Source organism: Amycolatopsis deserti (genome assembly GCF_014653945.1).
Taxonomy (GTDB): domain Bacteria; phylum Actinomycetota; class Actinomycetes; order Mycobacteriales; family Pseudonocardiaceae; genus Amycolatopsis_E; species Amycolatopsis_E deserti.
Map to the genome: position 1 here is coordinate 570,910 of NZ_BNAU01000002.1, position 23,768 is coordinate 594,677.

General features: G+C 72.9%; 23 protein-coding genes and 1 pseudogene. 8 read left to right on the top strand and 16 right to left on the bottom strand.

The annotated features are described in order from the left end of the window. Positions 1-24: 24 nt before the first annotated feature. The 8 genes and pseudogenes from IE290_RS11235 to IE290_RS11270 form a co-directional block, all read right to left on the bottom strand. Positions 25-150, bottom strand: a pseudogene (locus IE290_RS11235) (Atu4866 domain-containing protein); the annotation flags it as partial. 39 nt (positions 151-189) lie between these two features. Next, positions 190-522, bottom strand: a complete 333-nt coding sequence (locus IE290_RS11240; protein ID WP_191244485.1) for a VOC family protein — start codon at positions 520-522, stop codon at positions 190-192. Then, on the bottom strand, positions 522-1,967 hold the full coding sequence (locus tag IE290_RS11245; protein ID WP_191244486.1) for a GMC oxidoreductase: 1,446 nt from the start codon (positions 1,965-1,967) through the stop codon (positions 522-524). The genes IE290_RS11240 and IE290_RS11245 overlap by 1 nt, the downstream gene beginning before the upstream one ends. Continuing rightward, on the bottom strand, positions 1,964-2,335 hold the full coding sequence (locus IE290_RS11250) for a C-glycoside deglycosidase beta subunit domain-containing protein (RefSeq protein ID WP_191244487.1): 372 nt from the start codon (positions 2,333-2,335) through the stop codon (positions 1,964-1,966). The genes IE290_RS11245 and IE290_RS11250 overlap by 4 nt, the downstream gene beginning before the upstream one ends. A 10-nt stretch (positions 2,336-2,345) precedes the next feature. Continuing rightward, positions 2,346-3,341, bottom strand: a complete 996-nt coding sequence (locus IE290_RS11255) for a sugar phosphate isomerase/epimerase family protein (RefSeq protein ID WP_191244488.1) — start codon at positions 3,339-3,341, stop codon at positions 2,346-2,348. An 83-nt stretch (positions 3,342-3,424) separates the two neighbouring features. Then, positions 3,425-4,090, bottom strand: coding sequence for a TetR/AcrR family transcriptional regulator (locus IE290_RS11260; RefSeq protein ID WP_229874402.1), 666 nt, complete (start codon positions 4,088-4,090; stop codon positions 3,425-3,427). 44 nt (positions 4,091-4,134) lie between these two features. Next, the gene (locus IE290_RS11265; RefSeq protein WP_191244490.1) at positions 4,135-4,614 is read right to left on the bottom strand and encodes a flavin reductase family protein; all 480 of its coding nucleotides are present in this window, start codon (positions 4,612-4,614) and stop codon (positions 4,135-4,137) included. A 1-nt stretch (position 4,615) separates the two neighbouring features. Continuing rightward, the gene (locus IE290_RS11270; protein WP_191244491.1) at positions 4,616-6,004 is read right to left on the bottom strand and encodes an MFS transporter; all 1,389 of its coding nucleotides are present in this window, start codon (positions 6,002-6,004) and stop codon (positions 4,616-4,618) included. Positions 6,005-6,586: 582 nt separating this feature from the next. Between IE290_RS11270 and IE290_RS11275 the strand changes: the two genes are divergently transcribed. Genes IE290_RS11275 through IE290_RS11290 form a run of 4 tightly spaced genes read left to right on the top strand, consistent with a single transcriptional unit; the run spans position 6,587 to position 10,666 of the window. After that, positions 6,587-7,996: an MFS transporter gene (locus IE290_RS11275; RefSeq protein WP_191244492.1), complete on the top strand. Its 1,410-nt coding sequence runs from the start codon at positions 6,587-6,589 to the stop codon at positions 7,994-7,996. Then, on the top strand, positions 7,993-8,931 hold the full coding sequence (locus tag IE290_RS11280; protein ID WP_191244493.1) for a sugar phosphate isomerase/epimerase family protein: 939 nt from the start codon (positions 7,993-7,995) through the stop codon (positions 8,929-8,931). Before IE290_RS11275 ends, IE290_RS11280 begins: the two co-directional genes overlap by 4 nt. Further along, positions 8,928-9,875, top strand: a complete 948-nt coding sequence (locus tag IE290_RS11285) for a sugar phosphate isomerase/epimerase family protein (RefSeq protein WP_191244494.1) — start codon at positions 8,928-8,930, stop codon at positions 9,873-9,875. The genes IE290_RS11280 and IE290_RS11285 overlap by 4 nt, the downstream gene beginning before the upstream one ends. A 14-nt stretch (positions 9,876-9,889) precedes the next feature. Continuing rightward, positions 9,890-10,666, top strand: a complete 777-nt coding sequence (locus tag IE290_RS11290; protein ID WP_229874403.1) for a TIM barrel protein — start codon at positions 9,890-9,892, stop codon at positions 10,664-10,666. 26 nt (positions 10,667-10,692) lie between these two features. On the opposite strand, the gene IE290_RS11295 is transcribed toward IE290_RS11290, so the two are convergent. The 3 genes from IE290_RS11295 to IE290_RS11305 form a co-directional block, all read right to left on the bottom strand. After that, the gene (locus tag IE290_RS11295) at positions 10,693-11,880 is read right to left on the bottom strand and encodes an MFS transporter (protein WP_229874404.1); all 1,188 of its coding nucleotides are present in this window, start codon (positions 11,878-11,880) and stop codon (positions 10,693-10,695) included. An 89-nt stretch (positions 11,881-11,969) separates the two neighbouring features. Continuing rightward, positions 11,970-14,330 carry a glycoside hydrolase family 3 protein gene (locus IE290_RS11300; protein WP_191244495.1) on the bottom strand — a complete coding sequence of 787 codons (2,361 nt, stop codon included), beginning with the start codon at positions 14,328-14,330 and terminating at the stop codon, positions 11,970-11,972. Next, positions 14,327-15,430, bottom strand: a complete 1,104-nt coding sequence (locus tag IE290_RS11305) for an LLM class flavin-dependent oxidoreductase (RefSeq protein WP_191244496.1) — start codon at positions 15,428-15,430, stop codon at positions 14,327-14,329. Before IE290_RS11305 ends, IE290_RS11300 begins: the two co-directional genes overlap by 4 nt. Before the next feature lie 104 nt (positions 15,431-15,534). Between IE290_RS11305 and IE290_RS11310 the strand changes: the two genes are divergently transcribed. After that, positions 15,535-16,545, top strand: a complete 1,011-nt coding sequence (locus IE290_RS11310; RefSeq protein ID WP_229874405.1) for a LysR family transcriptional regulator — start codon at positions 15,535-15,537, stop codon at positions 16,543-16,545. 54 nt (positions 16,546-16,599) lie between these two features. On the opposite strand, the gene IE290_RS11315 is transcribed toward IE290_RS11310, so the two are convergent. Next, positions 16,600-17,121: a TetR/AcrR family transcriptional regulator gene (locus IE290_RS11315; protein ID WP_229874406.1), complete on the bottom strand. Its 522-nt coding sequence runs from the start codon at positions 17,119-17,121 to the stop codon at positions 16,600-16,602. 80 nt (positions 17,122-17,201) lie between these two features. On the opposite strand from IE290_RS11315, the gene IE290_RS11320 reads away from it, so the two are divergent. Then, the gene (locus IE290_RS11320) at positions 17,202-17,885 is read left to right on the top strand and encodes a carboxymuconolactone decarboxylase family protein (protein ID WP_229874407.1); all 684 of its coding nucleotides are present in this window, start codon (positions 17,202-17,204) and stop codon (positions 17,883-17,885) included. Here the strand turns inward: IE290_RS11320 and IE290_RS11325 are convergent. Continuing rightward, positions 17,882-18,403 (bottom strand): hypothetical protein, encoded by a 522-nt coding sequence (locus IE290_RS11325; protein ID WP_229874408.1) that lies wholly within the window; start codon positions 18,401-18,403, stop codon positions 17,882-17,884. The genes IE290_RS11320 and IE290_RS11325 overlap by 4 nt on opposite strands. Positions 18,404-18,630: 227 nt before the next feature. Here IE290_RS11325 and IE290_RS11330 point away from each other — a divergent pair, with 227 nt between their 5' ends. Beyond that, positions 18,631-20,088 carry a phospholipase D-like domain-containing protein gene (locus tag IE290_RS11330; protein WP_191244497.1) on the top strand — a complete coding sequence of 486 codons (1,458 nt, stop codon included), beginning with the start codon at positions 18,631-18,633 and terminating at the stop codon, positions 20,086-20,088. Between the two features lie 78 nt (positions 20,089-20,166). Here IE290_RS11330 and IE290_RS11335 read toward each other — a convergent pair whose 3' ends face one another. After that, on the bottom strand, positions 20,167-20,664 hold the full coding sequence (locus IE290_RS11335) for a DUF4232 domain-containing protein (RefSeq protein WP_191244498.1): 498 nt from the start codon (positions 20,662-20,664) through the stop codon (positions 20,167-20,169). Between the two features lie 172 nt (positions 20,665-20,836). Here IE290_RS11335 and IE290_RS11340 point away from each other — a divergent pair, with 172 nt between their 5' ends. Then, complete coding sequence (locus IE290_RS11340; protein WP_191244499.1) at positions 20,837-21,709, top strand: exodeoxyribonuclease III; 873 nt, start codon at positions 20,837-20,839, stop codon at positions 21,707-21,709. A 1-nt stretch (position 21,710) separates the two neighbouring features. Here IE290_RS11340 and IE290_RS11345 read toward each other — a convergent pair whose 3' ends face one another. Together IE290_RS11345 and IE290_RS11350 are read right to left on the bottom strand one after the other, a co-directional pair. Next, the gene (locus IE290_RS11345; protein WP_191244500.1) at positions 21,711-22,802 is read right to left on the bottom strand and encodes an ABC transporter permease; all 1,092 of its coding nucleotides are present in this window, start codon (positions 22,800-22,802) and stop codon (positions 21,711-21,713) included. Beyond that, positions 22,802-23,686 carry an ABC transporter ATP-binding protein gene (locus IE290_RS11350; protein ID WP_191244501.1) on the bottom strand — a complete coding sequence of 295 codons (885 nt, stop codon included), beginning with the start codon at positions 23,684-23,686 and terminating at the stop codon, positions 22,802-22,804. The genes IE290_RS11345 and IE290_RS11350 overlap by 1 nt, the downstream gene beginning before the upstream one ends. Positions 23,687-23,768: the final 82 nt, after the last annotated feature.

Here is a 23,768-nt window from a genome sequence, read left to right on the forward strand (position 1 = left end):
GCCAGGTTAGCCCCGCGGCGCCGGTCAGCTCTCCCGGTGGAGGACGAGGTGCTCGTGGTACAGGACGTCGCCGGTCGCGGTGAAGCCGGTGTCGTCCACGTAGTCGATGCGGTTGCCGGTCACGGTGTAGCGGCCGGTGTGGGCTCCCCGTGCACCGGTGCGACCAGGGAGCACCGCACCCACCCGGTGCTACTTGCTGTGCAGCACGACCTCCATTCCTTCGTCTGTCCACACCAGACACCGCAGCTCGTGCGGGCCCTCCTCGACCGGGCCCACCTTCAGGCCCGCGGCCTCGGCCTCGGTGCGGGCGGCGGCCAGGTCGGCGACGCGCAGCAGCAACCCGGGTCCGGACGTCACGCTGTCCGTCCCGGCCAGCGCCACCCGCGCCCCGGCCACGTCGAACTGCGCCCACCGGTCGCCGTCGACGAACGTCGGGTCCGCGCCCAGCAGCCGCGACCACACGGCGACCGCGGCGGGCAGGTCGGCCACCGGGACGACCGTCGCGATCTTGTCCACCTCCATCAGATCTCCTCCGCGATCCGCCGGGCCCCGGCGACGGCCAGCGCCACCGACGTCAGCGTCGGGTTGCAGGCGGTCGCGGTGGGGATGACGCCGTTGCCGGCCACGTGCAGGCCCTCGACACCCCACACCCGCGAAGACGGGTCGCACACGGACGTGCCGTCATCGGCCCGCCCCATCCGGACCGTGCCCTGGTAGTGCAGGGACGCCCCGGGCGGGAGCGTGATCGGCTCGTCGTCCAGCGGCTCGCCGAGCGCGGACGCGGCCCGGCGCACCGCGGCGCGAGCCGCGTCCAGCGCGGCCTCGTCCCGCACGGTGAGCCGGTACTGGATGCGCATCGCCGGCATGCCGTAGCCGTCGCGCGCGGTGTCGTCGAACTCGACCCGGTCCTCGGCCCGCACGTCCTTCGCGCAGAACCAGCCCAACCCGACGATCGATCCGGGCGCGGGCACGTCGTCCGGCGCTAGCGGCACCGGGGACGCGTCGAGCTGCATCACCTGGCCGTGGAAGGGTTCGGCGTCGGTGAACGGCACCCAGCTCACCCCGCTCTGCCGCACGATCCGCGACCGGCCCCGCGGATCGATCTCCAGCGGTCCGACATCCCGCAACCGCACCGCGAACACCACCTGCGGCTGGTCGTTGAGGTAGCGGCCCAGCGCCGCCGGCCGCACCCCGGACGCCCACAGCAGTTGCGGCGTGCGCAGCGCGTCCGCGGCCACCACGACCCGCGCGGCGCGGACCTCGTGCTCACCGCCGTCCCGCAGATCGCGCACCAGCACACCACACGCCCGCCCGTCCTCCACGAGCACGCGCGTCACCAGCGCTTCCGGGAACAGCGTGTGCCGCTCGTTGCGCCGGGTCGCCTCGCCGAACACGACGTCGGCCCCGGACCAGGTCAGCGCGCCGTCCGGATCGCACCGCACGGCCAGCGGCATCGGCCGCACCCGGCGGTCCTCGCTGCGGCCCGGGTCGAAGGCCGCGGCGAGCCGTTTGCGGACCTCGGCGGCGAAGGGCGCGTCGTCGAAGGCGTGCGCGGACACCCCGAGCAGGCGTTCGGCCTCGTCGAGCAGGTCGTCCAGGTCCGGCAGGAACCCGATCCGCTCGCTGTCGCCGGGGCGCGGGCAGGCCGCCGTCCAGTGCGCGCCCATGCCGCCGACGTTGGTGGACATGGCCGCGGCGGGCAGTCCCTCGCCGCCGAGGAGGAAGGTCCCCGGCCGCCCGCGCCGGGAACCACCGGGCCCCTCCGAGCGTCGCTGCGCCCGTTCCCGCGCGGCGGGGTCGGCGATGTTCTTCACGTGCCCGCCCGGTGGATCGGCGAGCAACGGCCCGGCCTCGAACGTGGCGAGCCGCAGGTCCGGCCGCGTCTCGGACAGGATCCGCGCGTACGCCGCGCCGCACGGTCCACTCCCGACGATCGCGACGTCCACCGCATCGGGGAACGCCCTCATGCCAGGACCAGCCGCTTGCGGTCGCGCCCGCCGCCGGGCACCGGCATGTAGGAGATGCGTAGCCGCACGGAGACGGCCACGTCGTGCTCGCCCGGCGTCAGCGGCTCGTCGGTGGTGAAGCCGAGCACCGCGCGTTCCCCCATCTCCCACCGGTCGTCGGTGACCCGGGGCAGTTCGGCGAAGGTGTAGGTGTTGCCGTGCACGGTGAACGTGGTGCGCTCCGGCGGCACCGGCGTGCCGTCCAGGACGAGGTCCACGGCCTCCACCATGGACAGGAAGAGCCCGCGGTAGTAGGGCATCCGCACCTCCACCTCCCCGCCGTCCTCGCCGCGGGCGCGCAGGCCGCACACGATGTACTGGTCGAACACTGCGATCTCCTCAGGGGGTTTCGCCGAGCAGCCGCGCCAGCATCTCCTGCTGGCGGCGCACCTGCTCGACGCTGTCGACGGGGAAGGCGTCCTGGATGTGCCGGTTGCCCTCGTACTCGCTGGACAGGTAGCCGGTGAACCCGCCGTCGGCGAGCACCGGCACGATTTCGTCGTAGGGGATGCTGTACTCGTACCCCTCGTCGGTCATCTCGTAGAACTTCGCCTGCACGTGCCCGATGAACGGCAGGTGCTCCAGCATGTCCTTCGGCTCGGTCCAGATGTAGTGGGTGGCCTGGCGCGCCAGGCCGAACTCGACCGGCCCGCCGCCGCGGTAGTTGACGATGTCCATCAGCGCGTGGGTGTCGCCGTGGTCGTCGTAGGTCCGCACGATGTAGTCGACGAGATCCGGCCGCGCGCCGTCGCGCAGGGCGCGTTCGCTGACCACGCGCGGGAACCGCCGGACGTGCACGCCCATGTCCGGCATCAGCCCGAGCACGTGCGGGCCGAACCGGTGCATCACCTCGAGGTGCTCGAGGATCCACGGGTGGGAGAAGTGGAACGGCGCGTGCACCTCGAGCAGCAACCGGACGCCGCGGTCCTCGGCGTAGGGCGCGGCGGCGGCCATCACCTCGGGCGAGAAGTTGATGGTGGCCTTGACGATGCCGGCGCCGAGCCGGGCCGCGATGTCGATGTCGCGCCGCAGCGAGGCCACCTGCTCGTCGAGGGTGAGCCAGCGGTCCGCGTGGAGCTTGGTGTCGAGGAAGGCGTTGGTGGCGACCGGGGTCGTCCCGTAGGTCGCCATCCAGCCGTGCCAGCGCGCCACGAACTCGTCGGTCAGCACCGGGTAGCCCGGGATGGACTGCTCCGGGATGATCTCGATCCCCAGGGCGCCCATCGACGCGCAGGCGGCGACGCAGTCCTCGACGGACATGGTGCGCAGGAAGTACTCCTCCTGGAAGGAATACAGGCTCACGCCGCGGCGCGGGCGGTCGGGAGGGGCGCTCACGGGATCTCCTCTACTTTCAGATTCAGCATGATGATTCTAGTTTTGTGAGCCGCGAAAAGCGAGGGCCTTCCGCGGCGGAACAGTCAGCGGCGGCGCTTCTTCGGCGGCGCCGCCGGCTGGGTGAGGAAGGCCAGCACCATCCGCGCGAGGTCGGCCAGGATGTCCGACCACTCCCCCTCGCCGGAGGCCTGCTGCGTGCTGCCCAGGGCCAGCCAGCGGGCGAGCACGCTGTAGACGACGGTGAAGCTCCACTCCAGCGCGCGGCGCGGCTCGGGGTGGCTGATCTCGTCCGCCCGCTCGGCCAGCGCGGCGACGAACGCCTCCCGCAGCTCCGCGTGCGCGGCCCCACCCAGCTCGGCGATCTGCGCGTCGGTGTTGGCCAGCAGCATGAACGGGCCGAGCACCGGCGCGTTGCGGCGCAGCAGGTCGGCCGCCGTGCCGATGACCCGCTCGACCGCCTCGCCGAAGGTCTCCCCCGCCGGGGCGGGCTCGGCGAACGCCGCGCGCTGCTGGTCGCCGATCCGTTCCATCTCGCGGGCGTGCGCGGTGCGGATCAGGTCGTCCTTGCTGCTCACCCGGCCGTAGATCGACCCGGTGGACACCCCGGCGCGCTGGGCGACGTCGGCGAGGGTGAAGGAGTCCGAGCGGCGTTCGACCAGCAGCGCGATCACCGCGTCCAGTGCCTTGTCGAACGACAGCCGGCTGCGTTCCTGCTTGGGCTCCCGGACCCGGGCGTTGACGCTCTCCACGGGCCGACCGTACGGCACCGCGGTCACCGACGGCGACACCGGGATCACGCCGGCACCGCCGCCGCGGCGTAGCGGCCGCGCAGGAACACCATCGGCTCCCCCGCCTCCGGCTCGACCTCCAGCGCGCGCACCCGGCCCAGCACCAGCTCGTGATCGCCGGCCGGGCGCACCGCTTCGATGTCGCAGCCGACCCGCAGGACCGTGCCGGACAGCCGCGGCCCGAACGGTGCCGGACCGGGCAGGCCGTGCACGGCGAACCGGTCCGGCGCCTTGCGCACGAAGTCCCGGCACAGCCCTTCGCTGCCGGCGGCGAGGACGTTGGCGCAGAAGCGGCCGGTCTCGCGGATCCGGGGCCACGACGTGCTGGCCCGGTCGGGCAGGAAGCCCACCAGCGGCGGGTCCAGCGACACCGAGGTGAACGTGCCGACCACCATCGAAACGCCGGTGCCGGCGGTGATGACGCAGACGCCGGTCGGGTAGTGGCTCAGCGCGCGCCGGAACTCGGCGCCGTCGGACGGGTTCACGTCAGCCCTCCTCCTTCGCGCGGCTCGCGCGGTCGATCTCCTCGGCCATCCGTTCGTGCTTGCCGTCGAGGTCCCAGAACGCCATCGTCAGCGCCTGCAGCGCGATCAGCAGCAGCGGGGCGCCGTAGAACATCACCCGGATCGCGGTCAGCGCCGAGCCGTTCGCCTCGCCGGGCGTGTAGCCGGCCAGGCCGAGGCCGTAGGCGACGGCGGCCGCGCCGACCGCCGAGCCGACCTTGGTGGCGAAGCTGATGCCCGAGGAGAGCAGCCCCTCGTTGCGGGTGCCGAAGCGCCACTGCTGGTACTCGACGGTGTCGGCGACCATGGTGAACATCGAGACCATCGACAGGTTGATCGCCAGCGTGCCGAGGATGTAGCAGGTGAGGAACGCGGGGAAGCTGCTCTCCAGGGGCAGCATCGCGGCCCAGAAGACGAACCCGACCGCCAGCGCCTGGATGTTGCCGCGCCGCTTGCCAAACCGCCGGTAGTACGCCGGGGCCACGAACCCGCCGACGATCATCGCGCCGGAGACCAGCGGCAGCAGGACCGAGATCGCCCACGGCGCGTGCAGCACCGACAGTGCGAAGTAGACGGTCACCGCGAGCACCATGCCCAGCCGCACGAAGTTGAGCACGCCGTAGACGAAGGTGATCTTCCAGACGCGGTTGCCCCACAGGGTGCGCATCGCGTCGCGCGGGCGGAGCGAGTCGGTCTCCGGCGGCAGCGCGTAGCGCTCCTTGCAGACCAGGAAGGTGAACACGAAGAACCCGACGGACAGCACGCTGAAGATCAGCGTCGCGATGGTCCAGCCGTGTTGCTCGTTCCCGCCGCCGAGCAGGGCCACGAACGGCGTGGTCCCCGCGGTGACGATGATCGATCCGACCGAGCTGCCGATCGCGCGCAGCCCGCCCATCTGCATGCGTTCCTGAGAATCCCGCGTCATCATCGGCAGCAGCGAGCTGTACGGGACGTTGACCAGCGAGAACAGCAGGCCCAGCGTCAGGTAGGTGAGGAAGGCGTAGATCAGCTTCCCGGTGTCGCCGATGTCCGGGACGGTGAAGGTGAGCACGCCGAGGACGCCGAACGGGATCGACGCGAAGATCAGGTAGGGCCGCGCCTTGCCCCAGCGCGAACGCGTGCGGTCGACCAGCACGCCGATCGCCGGGTCGACGATCGCGTCCAGCAGCCGGGCGACCAGGAACAGGGTGCCGAGCGCGGCGACCGGCACCACGGCGACGTCGGTGTAGTAGTAGAGCAGGAAGCCGCCGACCAGGTTCCAGGAGAGGTTCGAGGCGAGGTCGCCGGCTCCGTAGCCGAGCTTCTCCCGCCATCCGAGCCGGACCGCGTGTCCGGGCGTCACCCGCGGGGTGACGTCGCTGGTGATGTCCACAGTGCCGCTCCTTTGCGCACAACGGCGCCGTCGTGGCGCCGGGGAAGACCCTGACCACGATGCGGCACCGGGTCAGTGTAAAGGAAATTCATAGTTCGGATTCTGCTTATCCACGGGACCGATGCCGCGCGCGTGACCTGGGCAAACACCGCGCCGAGCGCTCCCGGCCGCTGGGCACGTGGTGCATAATCCCGGCGACGGCGGGGTGCGCCCGCGAGCCGCCCGTCGGGGAGCCGACCCCTCTCCGCGCCCGGTCGCCGCCGTCGGTTCCAGGAGCCTTCCCGTGTCCCCCACCGCAAGCGGGCGCCGCGCCCTGTTCGCCCGCCTCGTCCTCGTCACCGCGCCCGGTCGCCGCCGTGGCACCAGAGACTCCCCCGCGCCCCCGCCCACCGCACCGCACAGCACCCGGCCGCCGCCCCCAGGGAGTCCTCCGTGCCCCTCGCCCCCACCGCAAGCGGGCGCCGCGCCCTGTTCGCCCGCCTCGTCCTCGTCACCGCGCCCGGTCGCCGCCGTGGCGCCAGAGACTCCCCCGCGCCCCCGCCCACCGCACAGCACCCGGCCGCCGCCCCCAGGGAGTCCTCCGTGCCCCTCGCCCCCACCGCAAGCGGGCGCCGCGCCCTGTTCGCCTGCCTCTTCCTCGTCACCGCGCTCGGCGCGCTCGACCAGACGATCGTCGCCACCGCGCTGCCCGCGATCGTCGCCGAACTGGGCGCACCGTCGCGCGCCTCATGGGTCGTCACCGCCTACGCGCTGGCCCTGACCGCCGCGATGCCGGCCGCCGGGGCGCTGGGCGACCGCTTCGGGCACCGCCGGGTGCTGACCCTGTCGATCGCGGTGTTCGTGGCCGCGTCCGCCGCCTGCGGGTTCGCCGGCGACGTCGCGTTCCTCGCCGCCGCACGGCTGGCGCAGGGCCTCGGTGGCGCCGGATTGCTGGTGCTGCCGCAGGCCGTCGTGGCCGGCGCGGTGCCGGCTCGCGAGCGCGCCGCGTTCCTCGGGCCGCTCGGGGCGGTGTACGCGATCGCCACGGTGGCCGGTCCCCTGCTCGGCGGCTGGCTCACCGACGTCACGTCCTGGCGCTGGGTCTTCTGGCTCAACCTGCCGCTCGGGGCCGCGGCGGTCGTGCTCGTCCGCGCCGCCGTCCCGGCCGACCGCGGTCTCGCCGGGCGCGGGCGGTTCGACACGCTCGGCGCGGTCCTGCTCGCCACGGCGGCCACCGGTCTCGTCCTGGTCACCACCACGGCCGCCGAAACCGGCTGGAACGCCGTCACCACCACGGCAGCGGCGCTCACCGCGGTGACCGGCGCGGTCGCTCTCGGGTGGGAGCGGCGGGCCGCCAACCCGGTCCTCCCGGTGGCGTTGTTGCGCGACCGCACGGTGCGGTTGAGCTGCGTGCTGGCGCTGACCGGCGGGATCGGCCTGTTCGGCGTGCTGGCCTACGTGCCGACGTGGGTGCAGGAGGTGTACCGCCGCCTCGGCGACCACGTCGGGGCTCCTGCTGCTGCCGGTCACCGCCGGGATCGTCGCCGGGGTCAACACCTCCGGGTTCGCGGTGCGCCGCTGGGGCGCGTGGCGCCCCTTCCCCGTCGCGGGGTGCGCGTTGTCCGGCGGCGCGGCCGCGGCACTGGCGTGGGCCGGCGCGGCGCCGCTGCCCGTGGTCGCGGCCCTGCTCGCGCTGCTGGGCCTGGGCACCGGGCTGTTCATGCAGATCGTCGTCGTGGTGGCGCAGGACGCGGGCGGCGCCCGGCGGGCCGGAGCGGTCACGGCAGGACTGGCCTTCGTCCGGGAGACCGGGGTGACCGTCGGCGCGGCCGTGCTCGGCGCCCTGGTCGCCCGGGCGGCGGGCGGGTCCTACGCGCCGGTGTTCGCGACCGCCGCGGCGTGCTTCGCGGCCGGGCTCGCCTGCGCACTGGCCCTCCCAGACCAAAGACTAGAATCAGAATCATAATTATGATTCACTGGTGCACCCGACCTTCTGGAGTTGATCGACGATGACCGCGCTCCGCTGGAGCTACATGGACCACTGGCGGGCGGACAGCCCGCGCGGGCCCGTGACGCAGTACACCGCCCGCCGCCACATGGACGACTTCGTCAAGCAGATCAGCGCGGTCGGGTTCGAGGGCCTGGACATGTTCGACTTCCAGGTCTTCGCGCTGACCGGCATGTTCGGCTCGGTCGCGAACTACCAGGACTACCTGCGCGACCACGGCATCGGCAAGATCGTGAACCTGTTCCGCGGCATCATGTACGACCCGCGGCTGGCCGATCCGCACGTGCGCGGGACGCACCACGAGATCGTCGAGAGCACGCGGCGGATGCTGGGGATGTGGCAGGCGCTGGAGATCGAGAACCTGATCGTGATGCCGGCGAGCCTCTACACCGCCGCCGCGCCGGTCACCGACGACAAGATCAAGGCCGCGGCGGAGTGCTGGAGCCGCGTCGGCGAGATGACGCTCACCGAGTTCGGCGTGCGGACGACGGCGCACCACGAGTTCTTCTGCGCCATCCGCACCGAGTCCGACATCCGCAAGTTCTACGACTGGTCCGATCCGCGGTACGTGAGCTTCTTCTGCGACACCGCGCAGCACTGCATCGCCGGGCTCGACCCGGTCGCGTTGTTCCTCGACCTGCACGAGCGCTGCTCCGGCTTCCACTTCAAGGACACCCGCCAGGTCGACACCACGCAGGCCTACCGGCACAGCCCGGACGCCGAGCTGATGGCGCCGCAGACCGACCGCTGGTTCCACGAAATGGGCACCGAGGGCGGGCTCGTCGACTTCCCGCGGCTGATGCGGGCGCTCCGCGACACCGGCTACACCGGCTGGATCACCGTCGAGCACGACAAGGCCAACATCGGTGGCGACTACGCCGAGGCCACCGCACTGTCCATGTGGTACGCCCGCAACGTCCTCTCGGAGATCCGCGCATGACCATCCACCTCGGCTACGCCATCAACCAGTGGAAACCCAACTTCGACGACTTCACCCGCCCCGAACAGCACCGGCGCGCGCTGAAGGTGATCGCCGCGTGCGGTTTCACCGGTGTGGAGCTGCGGGCCGGCACCGGCCGGTGGGACCCGCTGGGCCGCCCCACTTCCATCGCGGCGACCTACGGTTCCACCACCGCCTTCCTCGACCTGGTGCGGGAAACCGGCCTGCGGGTGTGCTCGTACTACGTCGATCCCGGTGAGCCGGTGGACGAGGAGCTCAGCCACGGCCGATCCATCCTGGACACCGGTCAGCACGCCGCGATCGTGGAGTCGTTGCGGCCGTTCGCGGAGTTCCTCGCCGAGGCCGGCGCCGAGCGGCTGGTGGTGCGCGCTCTGCCCGGGCACGGCGCGCTGACCGACGGGCGTCTCGTCGACGCGGCGGACGGGTGGAACGCCGTCGGCGCGATGGCGGCGGAGTCCGGGGTGCGGGTGTCGCTGCACGTGGACTGCCTGTCCGCGGCGGCCGACGAGAAGGTCCTGGCGCAGCTGCTCGCCGGCACCGACCCCGACCTGGTGGGCCTGACCGTGGACACCGCCGAACTCACCGTCGCGGGCCTCGACCCCGTGCGCGTGCTGTCCGGGCACCTCGACCGCGTGGATCACCTGCACCTCAAGGACACCCGCTACGTCGACGAGGCCGGTGAGCGGCTGGCCCCACACGCCGAGGCGAGCATGCTGTCCGAAGGCGGCGCCCGGGAGATCGACCGCTGGTTCTACGAATGCGGCACGCGCGGCGGCCTGGTCGACTTCCCCGCCGTCGCCGCGCTGCTGCGCGACTGGTCCGGCTGGGCGGTGTTCGAAAGCGAGCAGACGCCCAACCCGGCGCGCAGCGCCATGCTGAACGGCTGGTACGCGCAACGTCTGTTCGACCGCAACCACATCTGAAGCTGGGAGATCCCGTGTCACTTCCCCTGTCCGTCAACATCGAGCTGCTGTTCCGCGAAGCCGGGGACGATCCCGGTGACCGCGTCCGCGCGGCCGCCGACCACGGCTTCGACGTGGTGGAGATCTGGTCGCACAGCGACAAGGACCTCGACCGCCTCGAAAAGGCCCTCACGTCCACCGGGACGACCCTGCACACGATGCTGATCGAGGGACGGCTCACGCTCGCGGACGCGAAGACCCACGAAGGGTTCCTCGGGCACGTGCGGGAGGCCGTGGCGGTGGCGAACCGGCTGGGCTGCACCCGGATCGTCACCGGCTCCGGGGTCGGCCTGCCGTACCTGAAGCGGGCCGTGCAGCACGGCATCGTCGTGGAGGCGCTGAAGGCCGGCGCGGAGATCGCCGCCGCGCACGGCGTGACGATCGTGCTGGAGAACCTGAACACGAAGGTCGACCACCCGGGCACCCTGTTCGACACGACGGCCGAGTGCCTGGCCGCGGTGCGCGAGGTCGGCTCCCCCGGGCTCGCCCTGCTCTACGACGCCTACCACTCGCTGCAGATGGGTGAGACTCCCGCGCGGGAGGTGGCCGGCGCGATGGAGCTGGTGTCGCACGTGCAGATCGCCGACCTGCCCGACCGCGGCGAACCGGGCACCGGAACGGTCGACTGGGCCGCGCGGCTGCGTGAGCTGCGGGAGCTGGGCTACCGGGGCCCGTTCGGACTGGAGTACGTGCCGACGACCGGTTCGGTGGCCTCGCTGCGGGCGATCACGGAGATCGCGGCCGGGCTGTAACGCCGAGGACGCCCACGGCGGCGCGGTCACCGGGATCCGGCCCGGCTGCTCGCGGTGATCCCGGCGGCGGCCAGGATCGCCGCGGCGCTGACCGTCGCGGTCGTGGTCCAGCCGAACCGGCCGACCGCGGCCGCGCCGGCCGCGGTGCCGAGGGTGCCGCCGATGAAGTAGACGACCATGTAGGCGCTGTTGAACCGCGCGGGCGCCGCCTGGTCGAGCGCGAGCACGGTGCTCTGGTTGGCCACCTGCGCGGCGAACAGCCCGGCGTCGAACAGACCGAGGCAGACCAGCGTGAGGGCCGTGTTCGGCAGGCAAAGGCCGAGCGTGAGCGTCGCCGCGGCGGCGAGCGCGAGTCCGGTGAGGATCACCCGTCGTGCGCCGACGCGGTCGGTCCACGCCCCGGCGATCCGGGTGGCGACGATGCCGAGCAGCCCGGCCGCCGCGTACGCGCCGATCCGTTCCGGCGAATACGAGAACGGCGGTTGCGACAGCGCGACCGCGATGCCCGCCCACACCGCGCAGAACGCGAAGAACCACAGGAATCCGCGCCCGGCAGCCAGTCGCAACCCCGGGAACCTCAGATACAGCCCCGGCAGTCCGCGCAGCGTGGCCAGGTAACCGGCGCCGGCGCGGCCAGGCGTTGCGGGCAGCGCCAGACGGGCGGCGAGCGCGAGGACCGCGCACGCGAGCGCGAACACCAGCAGCATGCCGCGCCAGCCGATCAGCCCGGTCAGCCAGCCGCCACCGATCCGCCCGGCGAGAATGCCCGCGGAGATCCCGGAGGTCACCACGCCGAGCACGGTCGCCCGGCGCCGCGGCTCGGCGAACCGTCCCGCGACGGAACTCAGCTGCGCCCCCACCGCGGAGCCGGCGCCGATCACGGCGAGCACGAGCCCGAGCAGCGCGGCGGACCCGGCGACGGTGGCCAGTGCCAGGGCGGCGGCGAGCGCGGCGAACTGCGCGGCCACCACCGTTCTCGGCGGAAACCGGTCCACCAGCGGGACCAGCACCGCGAGCCCGGCCAGGTACCCGGCCGGGCCGCAGGCGAGCACCGAGCCGACGACGGTCGCCGGGACGTCCAGCGACCCGGCGACCTCCGCGATCGAGGGTTGCAGCGGATACAGGGTCGCGGTGCCCACCGCGGCGGCCAGTGTCAGGAACCCCACCACCGGTGCGCGGAGCACCGGCCGGGCCGGCGAAAGATCAATGTCCACGGCCACGACGGTAGAAGTGGCGCGAAGGGCGACGCTGGCGGGAAAACGACCACGTGGTGGTGGGGGACGCCGATCCCCCCACCACCTCCTCACCACTCCCGGGTCAGCACCTGCTCGATCTCCTCCGCCGAGCGGCCCACCAGCACCTCGTGCCCGCCCGGCGGCACCACCCAGCGGCCGTCGCGCCGGCGTTGCCACGTTCGCTCGTCCAGGGGGACCGCCACCTCAGCCGTCTCCCCCGGATCGAGCCGCACGCCGGCGAATCCCGCCAGCCGCGCGTCCGCCTCGCCCGGCGCCCGGACGTACACCTGCACCACCTCGCGCCCCCGCCGCGCACCGGTGTTGGTCACCTCCACCCGCACCCAGTGCCCGTCGAACCGCGCGGAACCGAAGCGGAACGTCGTGTAGCCGAGCCCGGAGCCGAACGCGAACCGGGCCCGCGTGCCGCTCAGCGCGAGGTGCCGGTAGCCCGTGGGCTCGGCGGCGGTGTAGTCCCGGCGCAGGTCCGCGTCCAGCGTTTCCCCGTGCGTGGACCGGTCCTCGTCGCGCAGCGGGACGGTCACCGGCATCCGTCCGCCGGGTTCGTCGTCGCCCGCGAGCACCCGCGCCAGCGCGTCGGCGAAGCCCTGCCCGGCGAACCAGCCCTGCAGCACCGCGCCCACGTCGGAAGCCCACGGCGCGTCGACCGGCCGGCCCGCGTTGACGACCACCACGGTCCGCGGGTTGACCCGGCCGACCGCGCGGATCAGCTCCTGGTGCGCGGCGGGCAGCGCCGAGGAGGTCAGGTCCCGGCTCTCGCGCGAGGTTTCCAGCTCGTCGCCGACCACGAGGACCACCGCGTCGGCCTGGGCCGCCAGCCGCCGGGCGCGGGCCAGCGCGCCCGGTTCCGGCGGCGGGGTGCACGACACCGTCAGCGCCTGCACGCGACTGCCCGCCGACGTCATCTCGGCCACCACGGTCACCGGTTTCCCAGCCCGCAGTTCGATTCCGGCGCCGGTGGTTTCCGCCCGGGCGACCTGCCCCATCACGTCACCCGGGTCGGGAGCCGGTCGCGAAGCCAGCACCGTCCCGTCGACCGACAGCGTCGTGGCGCCGGAACCGCCCGCCGCGAAGGTCCACGGCCCGTCGGCCGCCGGCGTGAACACCGCGGTCAACCGCAGCATCCCCGGCTCAGTCGTCGGGCCGGCGCCCGGCACCTCGCCGAACCAGATGAACGCACTGTCCGCGCGAACCTCGGACAACACCAGGTCGCCGCCGCGGAAGTGCTCCAGCAGCACACCCGGCCGCCCGTCCGGTGTGGACACCTCGAAGGCGCCCAGCGGCGCCGCCGGAACCCCGTCCACTCCGCGCTCGTGCACCATCTCGCCGGGAAAGCGCTTGCGCAGAGCGTCGAGCGGTGTGGTGGCGCCACCATCGGGCCGGATGCGGCCGAACGTGGCGCCCTGGAAGCACGGCCGGTCGGCGTTCGGCCCGATCACCGCGAGCCGACGGACACCCGGGTCCAGCGGGAGCACGTCCTCGTTGCGGCACAGGACGAACGACGCCACCGCCGCCTCCACCAGCACCCCGTGGGCGCGACCGGCGGGTACCGCCGGAGCACTGACCTGCCGCTCGCTCCCCTCCAGCGCACCTACCCGAGCGGCCAGGCGCAGCAACCGGGTCACGGCGTCGTCGACGCGCGCCTGCGGCACTTCCCCGCGCTCGACGGCTTCCGCCAGGCGCGCGCCGAAGTGGATCGCCGGTCCGGGCATCTCGAGGTCGAGCCCGGCGAGCGCGGGCCCGAGGGTTTCGTGCAGGGCGAAGTAGTCGGAGATCACCAGCCCGTCGAAACCCCATTCCTCCTTGACGATCGCCAGCAGCCCGGCGTGCGCCGCGCACGGTGTCCCGTTGAGACGGTTGTAGGCGGTCATCAGCGCCCAGGCCCCCGCGCGCACGGCGTGCTCGAACGGCCGCAGGTACACCTCGCGCAAGGCGGTGTCGTCGACCTCGGCGCTCATCCGCTGCCGCTCGGTCTCGGTGTCGTTGCACACCAGGTGCTTCGGCACCGCGGCGACGCCCTGCCCCTGCAGCCCCTCGACGAACGCCGCGCCCAGCACACCGGCCAGCAGCGGATCCTCCGACAGCATCTCGAACGTCCGCCCGGACAACCCGGTCCGCGCCAGGTTGAGGTTGGGGGCGTAGACGGCGTCGAAGCCGCGGCGGCGGGCCTCCGACCCCTCGGCGGCCGCGACGGATCGCACCACGTCCGGGTCCCAGGTGGCGCCCAGGGCGATCCCGCTCGGCAGCAGCAGTGACGTCTCGCGCTCGTCGAAGGTGGGGCTGACCAGGCCGAGCGGACCGTCCACCAGGTACATCGGCCGCAGCCCGGCGGCGGGCTCGGCCGGGGTGCGGTACCCGGTCTCCCCCGCCGTCAGGGCCGCCCGCCGCGCCGGGTCCAGCGCGCCGGTCACGCCGCCGTCCGGAAGTGCGGCATGACGCGGGTGGCGAACAGTTCCATCGACCGCCGGCCGAGCGCCACCCGCTCCGGGGTCAGCGGACCGCCGAGGAACCCGCCGAGCACGTTGCCGATGCCGATGTCCGCGATCTCGCGCAGGTGCTCGGTGACGGTCTCCGGGCTGCCCCACAGGCACCAGGTGCGCTGGTAGCCGGGCTTGCGGGCGTCCGGCGGCGGGGGCAGCGTGACGCCGGTGATCCGCTCCGCGGCCAGGTTCGCCACGTGCTCACGCTCGATGGCCTCCTGGTACTGCTCCATGAGCAGCTGCAGCTCCTCCTCGGCCTGCTCGTCGGTCTCGGCGACGTGCACGTGCTGGTAGGTGTGGGTGGTCCACTCCAGGGCGCGGGCCACGCGCGTCTCGTCGTGCCCGGCCGCCTCCAGCGCCTCGCGGTAGGCCCGGAAGTAGCGGCGCAGGTGCTCCAGCGGCCGCCCGTCGTCGATGGTCGGCGGGGTGAAGGCGAGGATGAACGCGGGCTGCGCCTTGTCCGCGGCGCGCTGCGTGCTCGACGGGCGGGCCGCGACCGACATCATCCGCGGGCCCTCCGCCGAATAGGGGGCGGGCACGATCCGGGAGACGACCGACCCGCGGTAGTGCCCGTTGTCGAACTCCACCGGCGGATCGGAGATCTTCTTGGCCCACAGGCGTTCCACGATCTCCAGGTTGGACACCGACAGCCGCGCGGTGTCCTGGTAGTTGATGCCCAGCCCGATCATCTCCTCGGGCGTGGTCCCGCTGCCGGTGCCGACCAGGACCTTGCCGTCGGTGAGCTGGTCGATGAGGTTGAGCCGCTCGGCGAAGCGCACCGGGTGGTGCAGCGGGATCGTCTGCACGGAGAACCCGAAGTGCAGCCGGGGCAGCTTCGCGGCGAGGTAGGCCGCGAACACCACCGGGTCGCTGGCCGGCGGCGCGTAGCCGGTGAAGTGGTGGTCGGGCAGGAAGACGGCGTCGAAACCGAGACGTTCGGCGTCCACCGCGTGGTCGATCATCGCCGCGATGACGGGCCGGTCGTCGGCCGGACCGGAGGACCGGGTGGTCAGGAACGCGGAGAAGTGCACAGCGACCTCCAGTGGTCGGTCAAAAATAAATTTAACATGCTGATTCTGATTTGAGGTTAGACTGCCCGTCGTCCCCGAGTCAACGGCGAACGGAGAGGGAGACCGTGAACCTCACGAACCTGGACCTGAACCTCCTCGTCCCGCTCGACGCGCTGCTGCGCGAGAAGAGCGTCACGCGCGCCGCCGGGCGACTGGGGCTCAGCCAGCCCGCGCTCAGCTCCTCACTCGCCCGGCTGCGCCGGCACTTCGGCGACCAGCTGCTGGTCCGCAACGGCAACGCCTACGAGCTGACCCCGCTGGCCGCGCAGCTGCGCCCGCGCGCGGAGGCCGCGCTGACCGGGGTCCGGCTGGCGTTCAGCCGTCACCCCGGGTTCGACCCGGCCACCTCGGGGCGGGAGTTCCGGATCCTGGCCTCGGACTACGTGATGGCCGTGCTGGGTGGCGCGGTCGGCGCGATCCTGGACGAGCGCGCGCCGGGGATGCGGTTGCGGTTCGAGCCCACCACACCGTCCGTTGTGGACCAGGCGCCGGAGAGCCTGCGCGGGGCCGACGCGGTGCTGTTGCCGCACGGGTTCCTGCACGGCACCCCGCACGCCGACCTGTTCTCCGACACGTGGTGCTGCGTGGTCGCGACGGGGAACGAGCGGGTCGGCGGCACCCTGACGATGGACGACCTGCGCAAACTGCCCTGGGTGTTCACCTACCTGTCCGCGACGGCGTTCACCACGGTGGCGCGTCAGCTGCAGGCACTCGGGATCGAGCCGCGGGTGACCGCCGTCGTGGAGAGCTTCCTCGCACTCCCCCACCTGGTCGCCGGGACGGAGCGGATCGGGCTGATCCAGGGGCACCTCGCGGCGCGGCTGTCCGGTGTGGACGGTGTTCGGGTGCTGCCGTGCCCGTTCGAGCCGGTGCCGCTGGTGGAGGCGCTGTGGTGGCATCCGATGCACGAGGACGACCCGGAGCACCGCTGGATGCGCGAGGTGTTCGCCGAGGCCGGGCGCGCGCTCGCGCCGGGCGACGGGCGGTCAGGCCAGGTCGGCCGAGAACCGCTGGAGCGCGGCGAGCAGATCGGCCCCGGTGACGCCGGCGCACCGGCACCGAGCATTTCGGACTAGTCGTCGACGCCGGCATCTTCCAGCGAGGCCGAGGTGCGGCCGGCCTGAGGGCGCTCAGGCGGGGTGGAGGCCGACGAGCTTGACCAGGAACCGGTCGATCTGCTCCTCCGCCGGCGGCCAGGGCAGGTCCGGCTCGTTGATGCGCTGCGCGAGCATGCCGTTGACCGCCGTGCGGAGGTCGATGGTGACGGTGGTGGGGTCGTCGGCTGGGGCGAGGCCGGCGTCCATGCACGCCTGGACCGCCGCGACCGTGCGTTCGACCAGCACCTTCTTGAACGGCATGCCCAGCCGGCGGTGCACCCCGCTCTCGCGGAGCACCTTGTAGAGGCCGGGGTGCTCGCGCGCCCAGCGGGCCTGCGCGAGGATGCGGGCGCGCAGCGCGGCGGCGGGATCCGAGGCGGCCGCGGCCGCGGCGTCACCGGCCTCGACGAGCTGCTCGTGGCACCGCTGCAGGACGGCGAGCACGAGCGCGTCGCGGTCCGGGAAGTGCAGGTACACCGAGGTCGCGGCGATCGACACCGCCCGCGCCACGGCACGCAGCGACAACGCCTCGTCGTCGGCCAGCTCGTCGAGCATGCCAGCCGCGGCCTCGACGATCTCCTCGCGCAGCCGCTCGCCCTGACCGCGCGCGTTCGGCCGCCGCCGCGAAGTGGCCCTTGACGACGACCGAGAGCACCTTGCTCGACCCGGTGTTCGCCCAGATGGCCGGCGCCACGACCGGCCACGCCTGGGCCATCCCGGAACTGACCGACCGCGAGAAGACCTTCCTGTCCGTGGTGGCCGACGTCTGCCAGGGCACGCTGGGGCTGCCTTTCGAAACCCACGTGCGGGCCGGCCTGGACCGCGGGGTGTCCACTGCGGACATCCGTGAGCTGCTGCGGTTCCTCTCCTACGACTGCGGCTACCACGCCGCCGCCGCGGGCCTGGAACGGCTCGCGGAGTTCGAGACACAGCACGGCATCCCGCACCCGGAGGCCGAACCGCTGAGCGACGACCTGGTCTCGACCGGCCCGGACGCGGCGCCCAGCCCGCTGCCCGCGGCCGTTCGCGCGCGGGTCGGCGAGCTGGACGGCCACTTCCTCGAGCACTTCGACCTGCAGTCCCGCATGCGGTCCGGGCACGGGCCGGGCACGTTGAGCGAGCGGGAGCGCGGGTTCGCGAGCCTGAGCGTGGACGTGCACTACCAGACGCTCGGGGAGACGTTCCGCACGCACATCGGCCGGGCCGTGCGCGGTGGCGCGTCGGAGAACGACGTGCGCGCGGCGCTGCGGTTCAACGCCCAGTTCGGCGTGACCCGCGCGTGGCACGGCTGGCTGGCGCTGAACGCCTGCTTCGCCTAGTCGGAACCGGTTCTCGTGCGGGCGCCCGCACGAGAACCGGATGGCTTGACAGGGGCCCAGCGGTGAAACGAGAAGGGCGGCCAGCCGAGGTCCACGGTGATCCACCGGAACGGCGGCGTGGTGTTGATCCGCAACTCCTCGTGGAACGGGACGCGGCGGAAACGGTAGCCGGCGGTCAGGACTGCGATCGCGTGGTCGGCCAGGTCCACCTCCGAGAGCCAGGGCCGTCGCCGCCGGTCCCGCTCCCACCGCCGCGGCAGCTCGTCCGGTTCGCCGTCGAACTCGTAGAGCACGCTGACGCCGCGGATGCGCTCCAGAGAGAGGGAGCCCTGGCTCTCCTCGCACACGATGACCAGGACCGGGCTCGCCGGGCCGGGCGGCACGAACCGGATCTCCTGCTGGATGTCCGCGGTGCTCGCGCGCTGCCCCCGCACGCCGGTGCCCCGTTCGACGAGCGCCGCGATCGCCTCGGCCCAGGCGCGCGCCCGTGCAGCCGGCTCGCCGCTATCGGGGCTCATCAGCCCACCGCCCGATCACGGGATCCACCACCCCATCCCGCGCGACGCCTTCCCCTCCGGCGCCGCGATCGCGACCGGCCGCCGCAGCCCCCCGCCGGGAGCCGCAGCTGAGGACTCCGCGGACCGCGTTCCTTCCCAGCCGCGGAGCGCCTCGCGTTGGGGCCGGCACTCGTACATCCTCCCATCTTGCCCGGCGAAACCGCCCGATCTGTAGTGACATGGGTGGGATGAAGACGTTCCGCGCGCTCCTGGACAAGGTGGACGAACGGCTCGGCGAAGGGTTGGAACACGCGCTGCGCTCCCACCACGAACGCCGCCTGCGCCGGCTCGGCTGGGGGGAGGTCCTGGAGCCCTCCGGGGCCGGGGACCGCTTCGGCGGGCGGGCCGCCGTCCGGCGCGGCAACCACCTCGAGGTGCTGGTCGACGGCGAGGAGGCGCTGCCCGCCATCGCGTCGGCGATCCGTTCCGCGAAGTCCCACGTCCACATCGCCAACTGGCACGCCAGCCCGGACTTCCGCCTCACCCGCGAACCGGACGCGCCGACCCTGCGCGACCTGCTCGCCTCGACCGCGCAGCGCGGCGTCGACGTGCGGCTGCTCGTGTGGGCCGGCCCACCGGTGCCCGCCTTCCAGCCCACCCGCGGGCTCGTCCGCGCGGAGCAACGCAAGTTCACCGAGAACACCGCCGTCCGGTGCGTTCTCGACGCCCGCGAACGGACGATGCACTGCCACCACGAGAAACTCGTCGTCGTCGATGACGAGGTCGCCTTCGTCGGCGGGGTGGACTTCACCGCGCTGGAAGGCGATCGCCACGACAGCCCCGAACACCCGCCGGACCGGCCGATCGGCTGGCACGACCTGATGACCCGCCTCCACGGACCGGTCGTCGCCGACGTGGCCGGGCACTTCCGGCAGCGGTGGACCGAGGTGGCCGGTGAAGACCTCCCGGAACCCGCCACCCCGGAACCGGCCGGAACCAGCGACGTGCAACTGCTGCGCACGGTGCCGGACAAGACCTACGCCTTCGCCCCGAAGGGCGAGTTCACCATCCTCGACGCCTACCTGCGCGCGCTGCGCTCCGCCCGCCGGCTGGTGTACCTGGAGAACCAGTTCCTCTGGTCCCCGGAGATCGCCGAGGTGCTGATCGACAAGCTGTGCCACCCGCCGCACGACGACTTCCGCGTGGTACTGCTGCTGCCGCGCAAACCGAGCAACGGCGCGGACACCACGCGCGGCCAGCTGGGACGGCTGCTGGACGCCGACGACGGCAACCGCCGGCTGCTGGCCACCACGATCAGCAGCCACGACGGCGACTCGTCCGCCCCGGTGTACGTGCACGCCAAACTCGGCATCGTGGACGACGAGTGGATGACGATCGGCTCGGCCAACCTCAACGAGCACTCACTGTTCAACGACACCGAGGTCAACGTCGCGACCGACGACCGAGACCTGATCCGCGCCACGCGCCTGCGCCTGTGGTCCGAGCACCTGAGACGCCCCGCGCTGGAGCTGGACACCGACCCCACGGACGTCGTCGACGGGCTGTGGCGTCCGATCGCCGAGGAGCAGGCCGAGCGTGAACGCCGCGGCGAACCACGCACGCACCGGCTTGTGCTGCTCCCCGGCGTGTCCCGCCGCGCGGAACGGCTGCAGGGCCCCCTGCGCGGCCTGCTCGTCGACGGCTGACCTGCTCGTCGGCGGCTGAACTGCTCGTCGACGCGTGATCGGGGGCGGCCGCGATCGAGCCGCCCCGGCCGGAAACCGTCAGCTCCGGGGCGCCGGGCCGGCGGTCGCGGGCCCGACGTGGATGGTGTGGCTGATCCACGTCGCGTCCACCGGGCCCAGGGTCCAGTCCGCGGTGATCACCGGCTCGCCCACGCGGCTGTCCGGCTCGATGCTGACCGCGAGCGGCGTCTGCTGACGCCAGGGCGCGCGCGCCGTCCAGGTGAGCCGCACGTAGGCCGAAGAGCCGTCCCGCAGGTACACCGTCGGCGTGTCCGCGGGCGCGTCGTGGCCGACGAGCACGTCGTGCGCGCCGACCAGCCGCACCGGTGCGACGCCGGCCAGGGTGCAGGCCTCCCCCGGCAGTGCGGTGATCTGCAGGTAGCCCGCACGGACGCCCGCCGCGCCCCCTCCGGGGATCAGCTCGGTGGCCACCTGCGTGGCGGTGCACTCCAGATCGGCCGGCGCGGCCTGGGCGGGGCCCGCGGCGACGGCGGTCGCGGCGGCGAGGACGGCGAGTACGGATCCAGTTTTGATCATCGATCTCCCCTTTCCGAGCGTGAGGCGTTCACCTCATCGGCTCACACCCGGAAAGACGACCACCGGCGCGGCGCGGATGCCCACGGGTGTGGTTGGTCGCAGAAAGGCAACCCCGGACCCCCCGCGACGCGTTCTCCCTCGCGGTACGCGGCGCGGGCCGATCCGCACTAGCGTGGGCAGCGTGCGCGTGGCGACCTGGAACGTGAACTCCGTGAAGCAGCGGGTGCCGAGGCTGTTGCCGTGGCTGGACCAGCGGCAGCCGGACGTGGTGTGCCTGCAGGAAACCAAACTGTCCGACGACGCGTTCCGCGACCTGCTCGGCGACGAACTCGCCGCCCGCGGCTACGAGGCCGCCCTGGCCGGTGAACCGCGCTGGAACGGCGTCGCGATCCTGTCCAAGGTCGGCCTCGAGGACGTCGTCACCGGCGTGGCGGGTGCGCCGGGCTTCCCGCACCCGGAGGCCCGCGCCGTGGCCGCGACCTGCGCCGGCGTGCGAATCCACTCGCTGTACGTGCCCAACGGCCGCACCCCGGGCTCGGACCACTACCAGTACAAGCTGGCCTGGCTGGCCGCGCTGCGGGACGTCGTCGCCGGCGGCCCGGAAGCCACCATGCTCTGCGGCGACATGAACATCGCCCCCACCGACGCCGACGTGTTCGACCCCGCCGCCTACGAGGGCCACACCCACGTCACGAAGCCGGAGCGGGCCGCGCTGGCCGCGCTGACCGATCTCGGCCTGCGTGACGTCATCCGCGACCGCTGGCCGTCCGAGCGCGTCTTCACCTACTGGGACTACCGGGCCGGCATGTTCCACCAGGACCTCGGCATGCGCATCGACCTGGTGCTGGCCTCGGCCCCGGTGGCCGGGCGCGTCGCGGCGGCGTGGGTGGACCGGCACGCGCGCAAGGGCACCGGCCCCAGCGACCACGCCCCGGTGATCGTCGACCTGGATGAGGCCCCGGACGGCGACATCGGCCCGGTCGTGCCGCCGCCGTCGGCGCCTCGCGCCCGCAAGGGCAGAGTCACGCTGCCGCAGTCGAAGTGAGTCAGGCGGCGCTGCGCCACGCCCGGCGCAGCGCGACCTTGCCGCCCATCTGCAGCAGCGCGCCGGAGTACAGACGGGAAGCCAGCAGCACGACAAGAACCACCGACCCACACAACACGCCGAGCGAGAGCAGCGCTTGCCAGGTGTGCGCGTCGCCGGTGAACATGCGGACCGGCATCGCCACGGCGGCCGAGAACGGCACGTACGACAGGACCGCCATCACCGCGGGGTTGCCGGAGAAGAACATCACCAGGAAGTAGGGCCCCATGACCAGCAGCATGACCAGGCCCATGCTGGATCCCAGGTCCTCCTGCCTGCTCACCACCGACCCGGCGACCGCCCACATAGCCGCCAGCAGCACGAAACCCACGCACACGAACGGCACGAACCAGCCCAACGCGGGCGCCACGACGGCCAGCAGCGCCGTCTGACCGCCTAGGGACAACGCGATCGGCGCGGCGACGGCGAGCACGATCAACTGTCCCACGGCCAGCGCGGTGTGCCCCAGGACCTTCCCCGCCAGCAGCGCCCGCACCGGCGCGGTCACGACGAGGATCTCCACGATCCGCGTCTGCTTCTCGGTGACCGTGCTCTGCGCGATCGCCATGCCGCCCATGCTGATCATGAGGAACACCAGCGCGAACACCAGGATCACGAACTGCTGCACGCCCTGCCCGACCGCGCCGGGTTCGAGCAGCTCCACCGGCGGCGCGGCGCTCAGCGCCCGCACGACGTCCTCCGGTGGACTGGACAACCCGAGCACGCGGATCCCGCCGGCGTCGGTGAGGATCGCGGCGTCGACCTCCCCGGAGCGCACCAGGTCGCGGGCGGCGGCGACGTCGGCGACCTCTCGGACGTCCAGGTCCACACCGGACACCGACTGCGCCGCGGCCGGTCCCACGGCCGCCACCGAGGGCGGGCCGCCCGCGAACACCGACGGCAGCACGGCGGCCGCGAACAAGCCGGCCAGGGAGACCACCAGCCCGATCCAGAACCCCTTGGAGCGCAGGAAGGTTCCGATCTCGCGCTCGGCCACCAGCCGGGTCTGCGCCCAGAACGAAACTTCCCCAGCGCGCTCGGTCACGGTCGTCATCACACGGCCTCCTTGAAGATCTCCTCGAGCGAGGGCACGACCGGCACGAAACTGCGCACTTCCCCGCGCCGCAACGCCGATGCGAGCACCCGCTGCTCCCCGCCGGCGTCACCGGTCAGGTCGAACACCGCCCGCGGGCCGTCGACCTCGACCACGTCGATGCCCGGCTCGTCGCGCACCCACCCGGCGTCCCCGGCGACGACGAGTTCGAACCGCGCCGTCCCGTACCGCGCGTACAGCTCGTCGCGGGTTCCGCTCGCCTTGATCGCTCCGCCGGAGATGATCACCACGTCGTCGCACAGGCGCTCGACGAGCGAAAGCTGGTGGCTGGAGAACAGCACGGGCACCCCGGCGGCGGCGCGTTCCCGCAGCACGCCCAGCACGATGTCGACGGCGAGCGGGTCCAGCCCGGAGAACGGCTCGTCCAGGATCAGCATGTCCGGGTCGTGCACGAGGGCTGCGGCGACCTGCGCCCGCTGCTGGTTGCCCAGGGACAGCTCCTCGAGCCGGTCGCCGGCGCGGTCGGCCAGGTCCAGCTGCTCCAGCAGCTTCGCGGTGGCGGCGCGGGCCGCCGTGTCGTCCAGGCCGTGCATGCGGCCGAGCCAGGCGATCTGCTCACCGACCTTCATCTTCGGGTAGAGCCCGCGTTCCTCGGGCATGTAGCCGAAGCGGCGGCGCTGCGCGGGGGTCATCGGGCGGCCGCACCAGGCGACGGTGCCGCCGTGCGCGGCCAGCACCCCCAGCACGATCCGCATGGTCGTGGTCTTGCCCGAGCCGTTCGCGCCGAGGAACCCGGTCATGCGCCCGGGGCGGACCTCGAACGACACGTCGTCGAGGACGCGGTGCTCGCCGAAGCTCCGGGACAGGGACGTCACGGTCAACATGACCGGAACGCTAGGCGAACGCGGCGTCCCGGTCGTCCGGCCGACGGCCGAATTCGCGGGTCCTCCTGGCGGAGGACCCCGC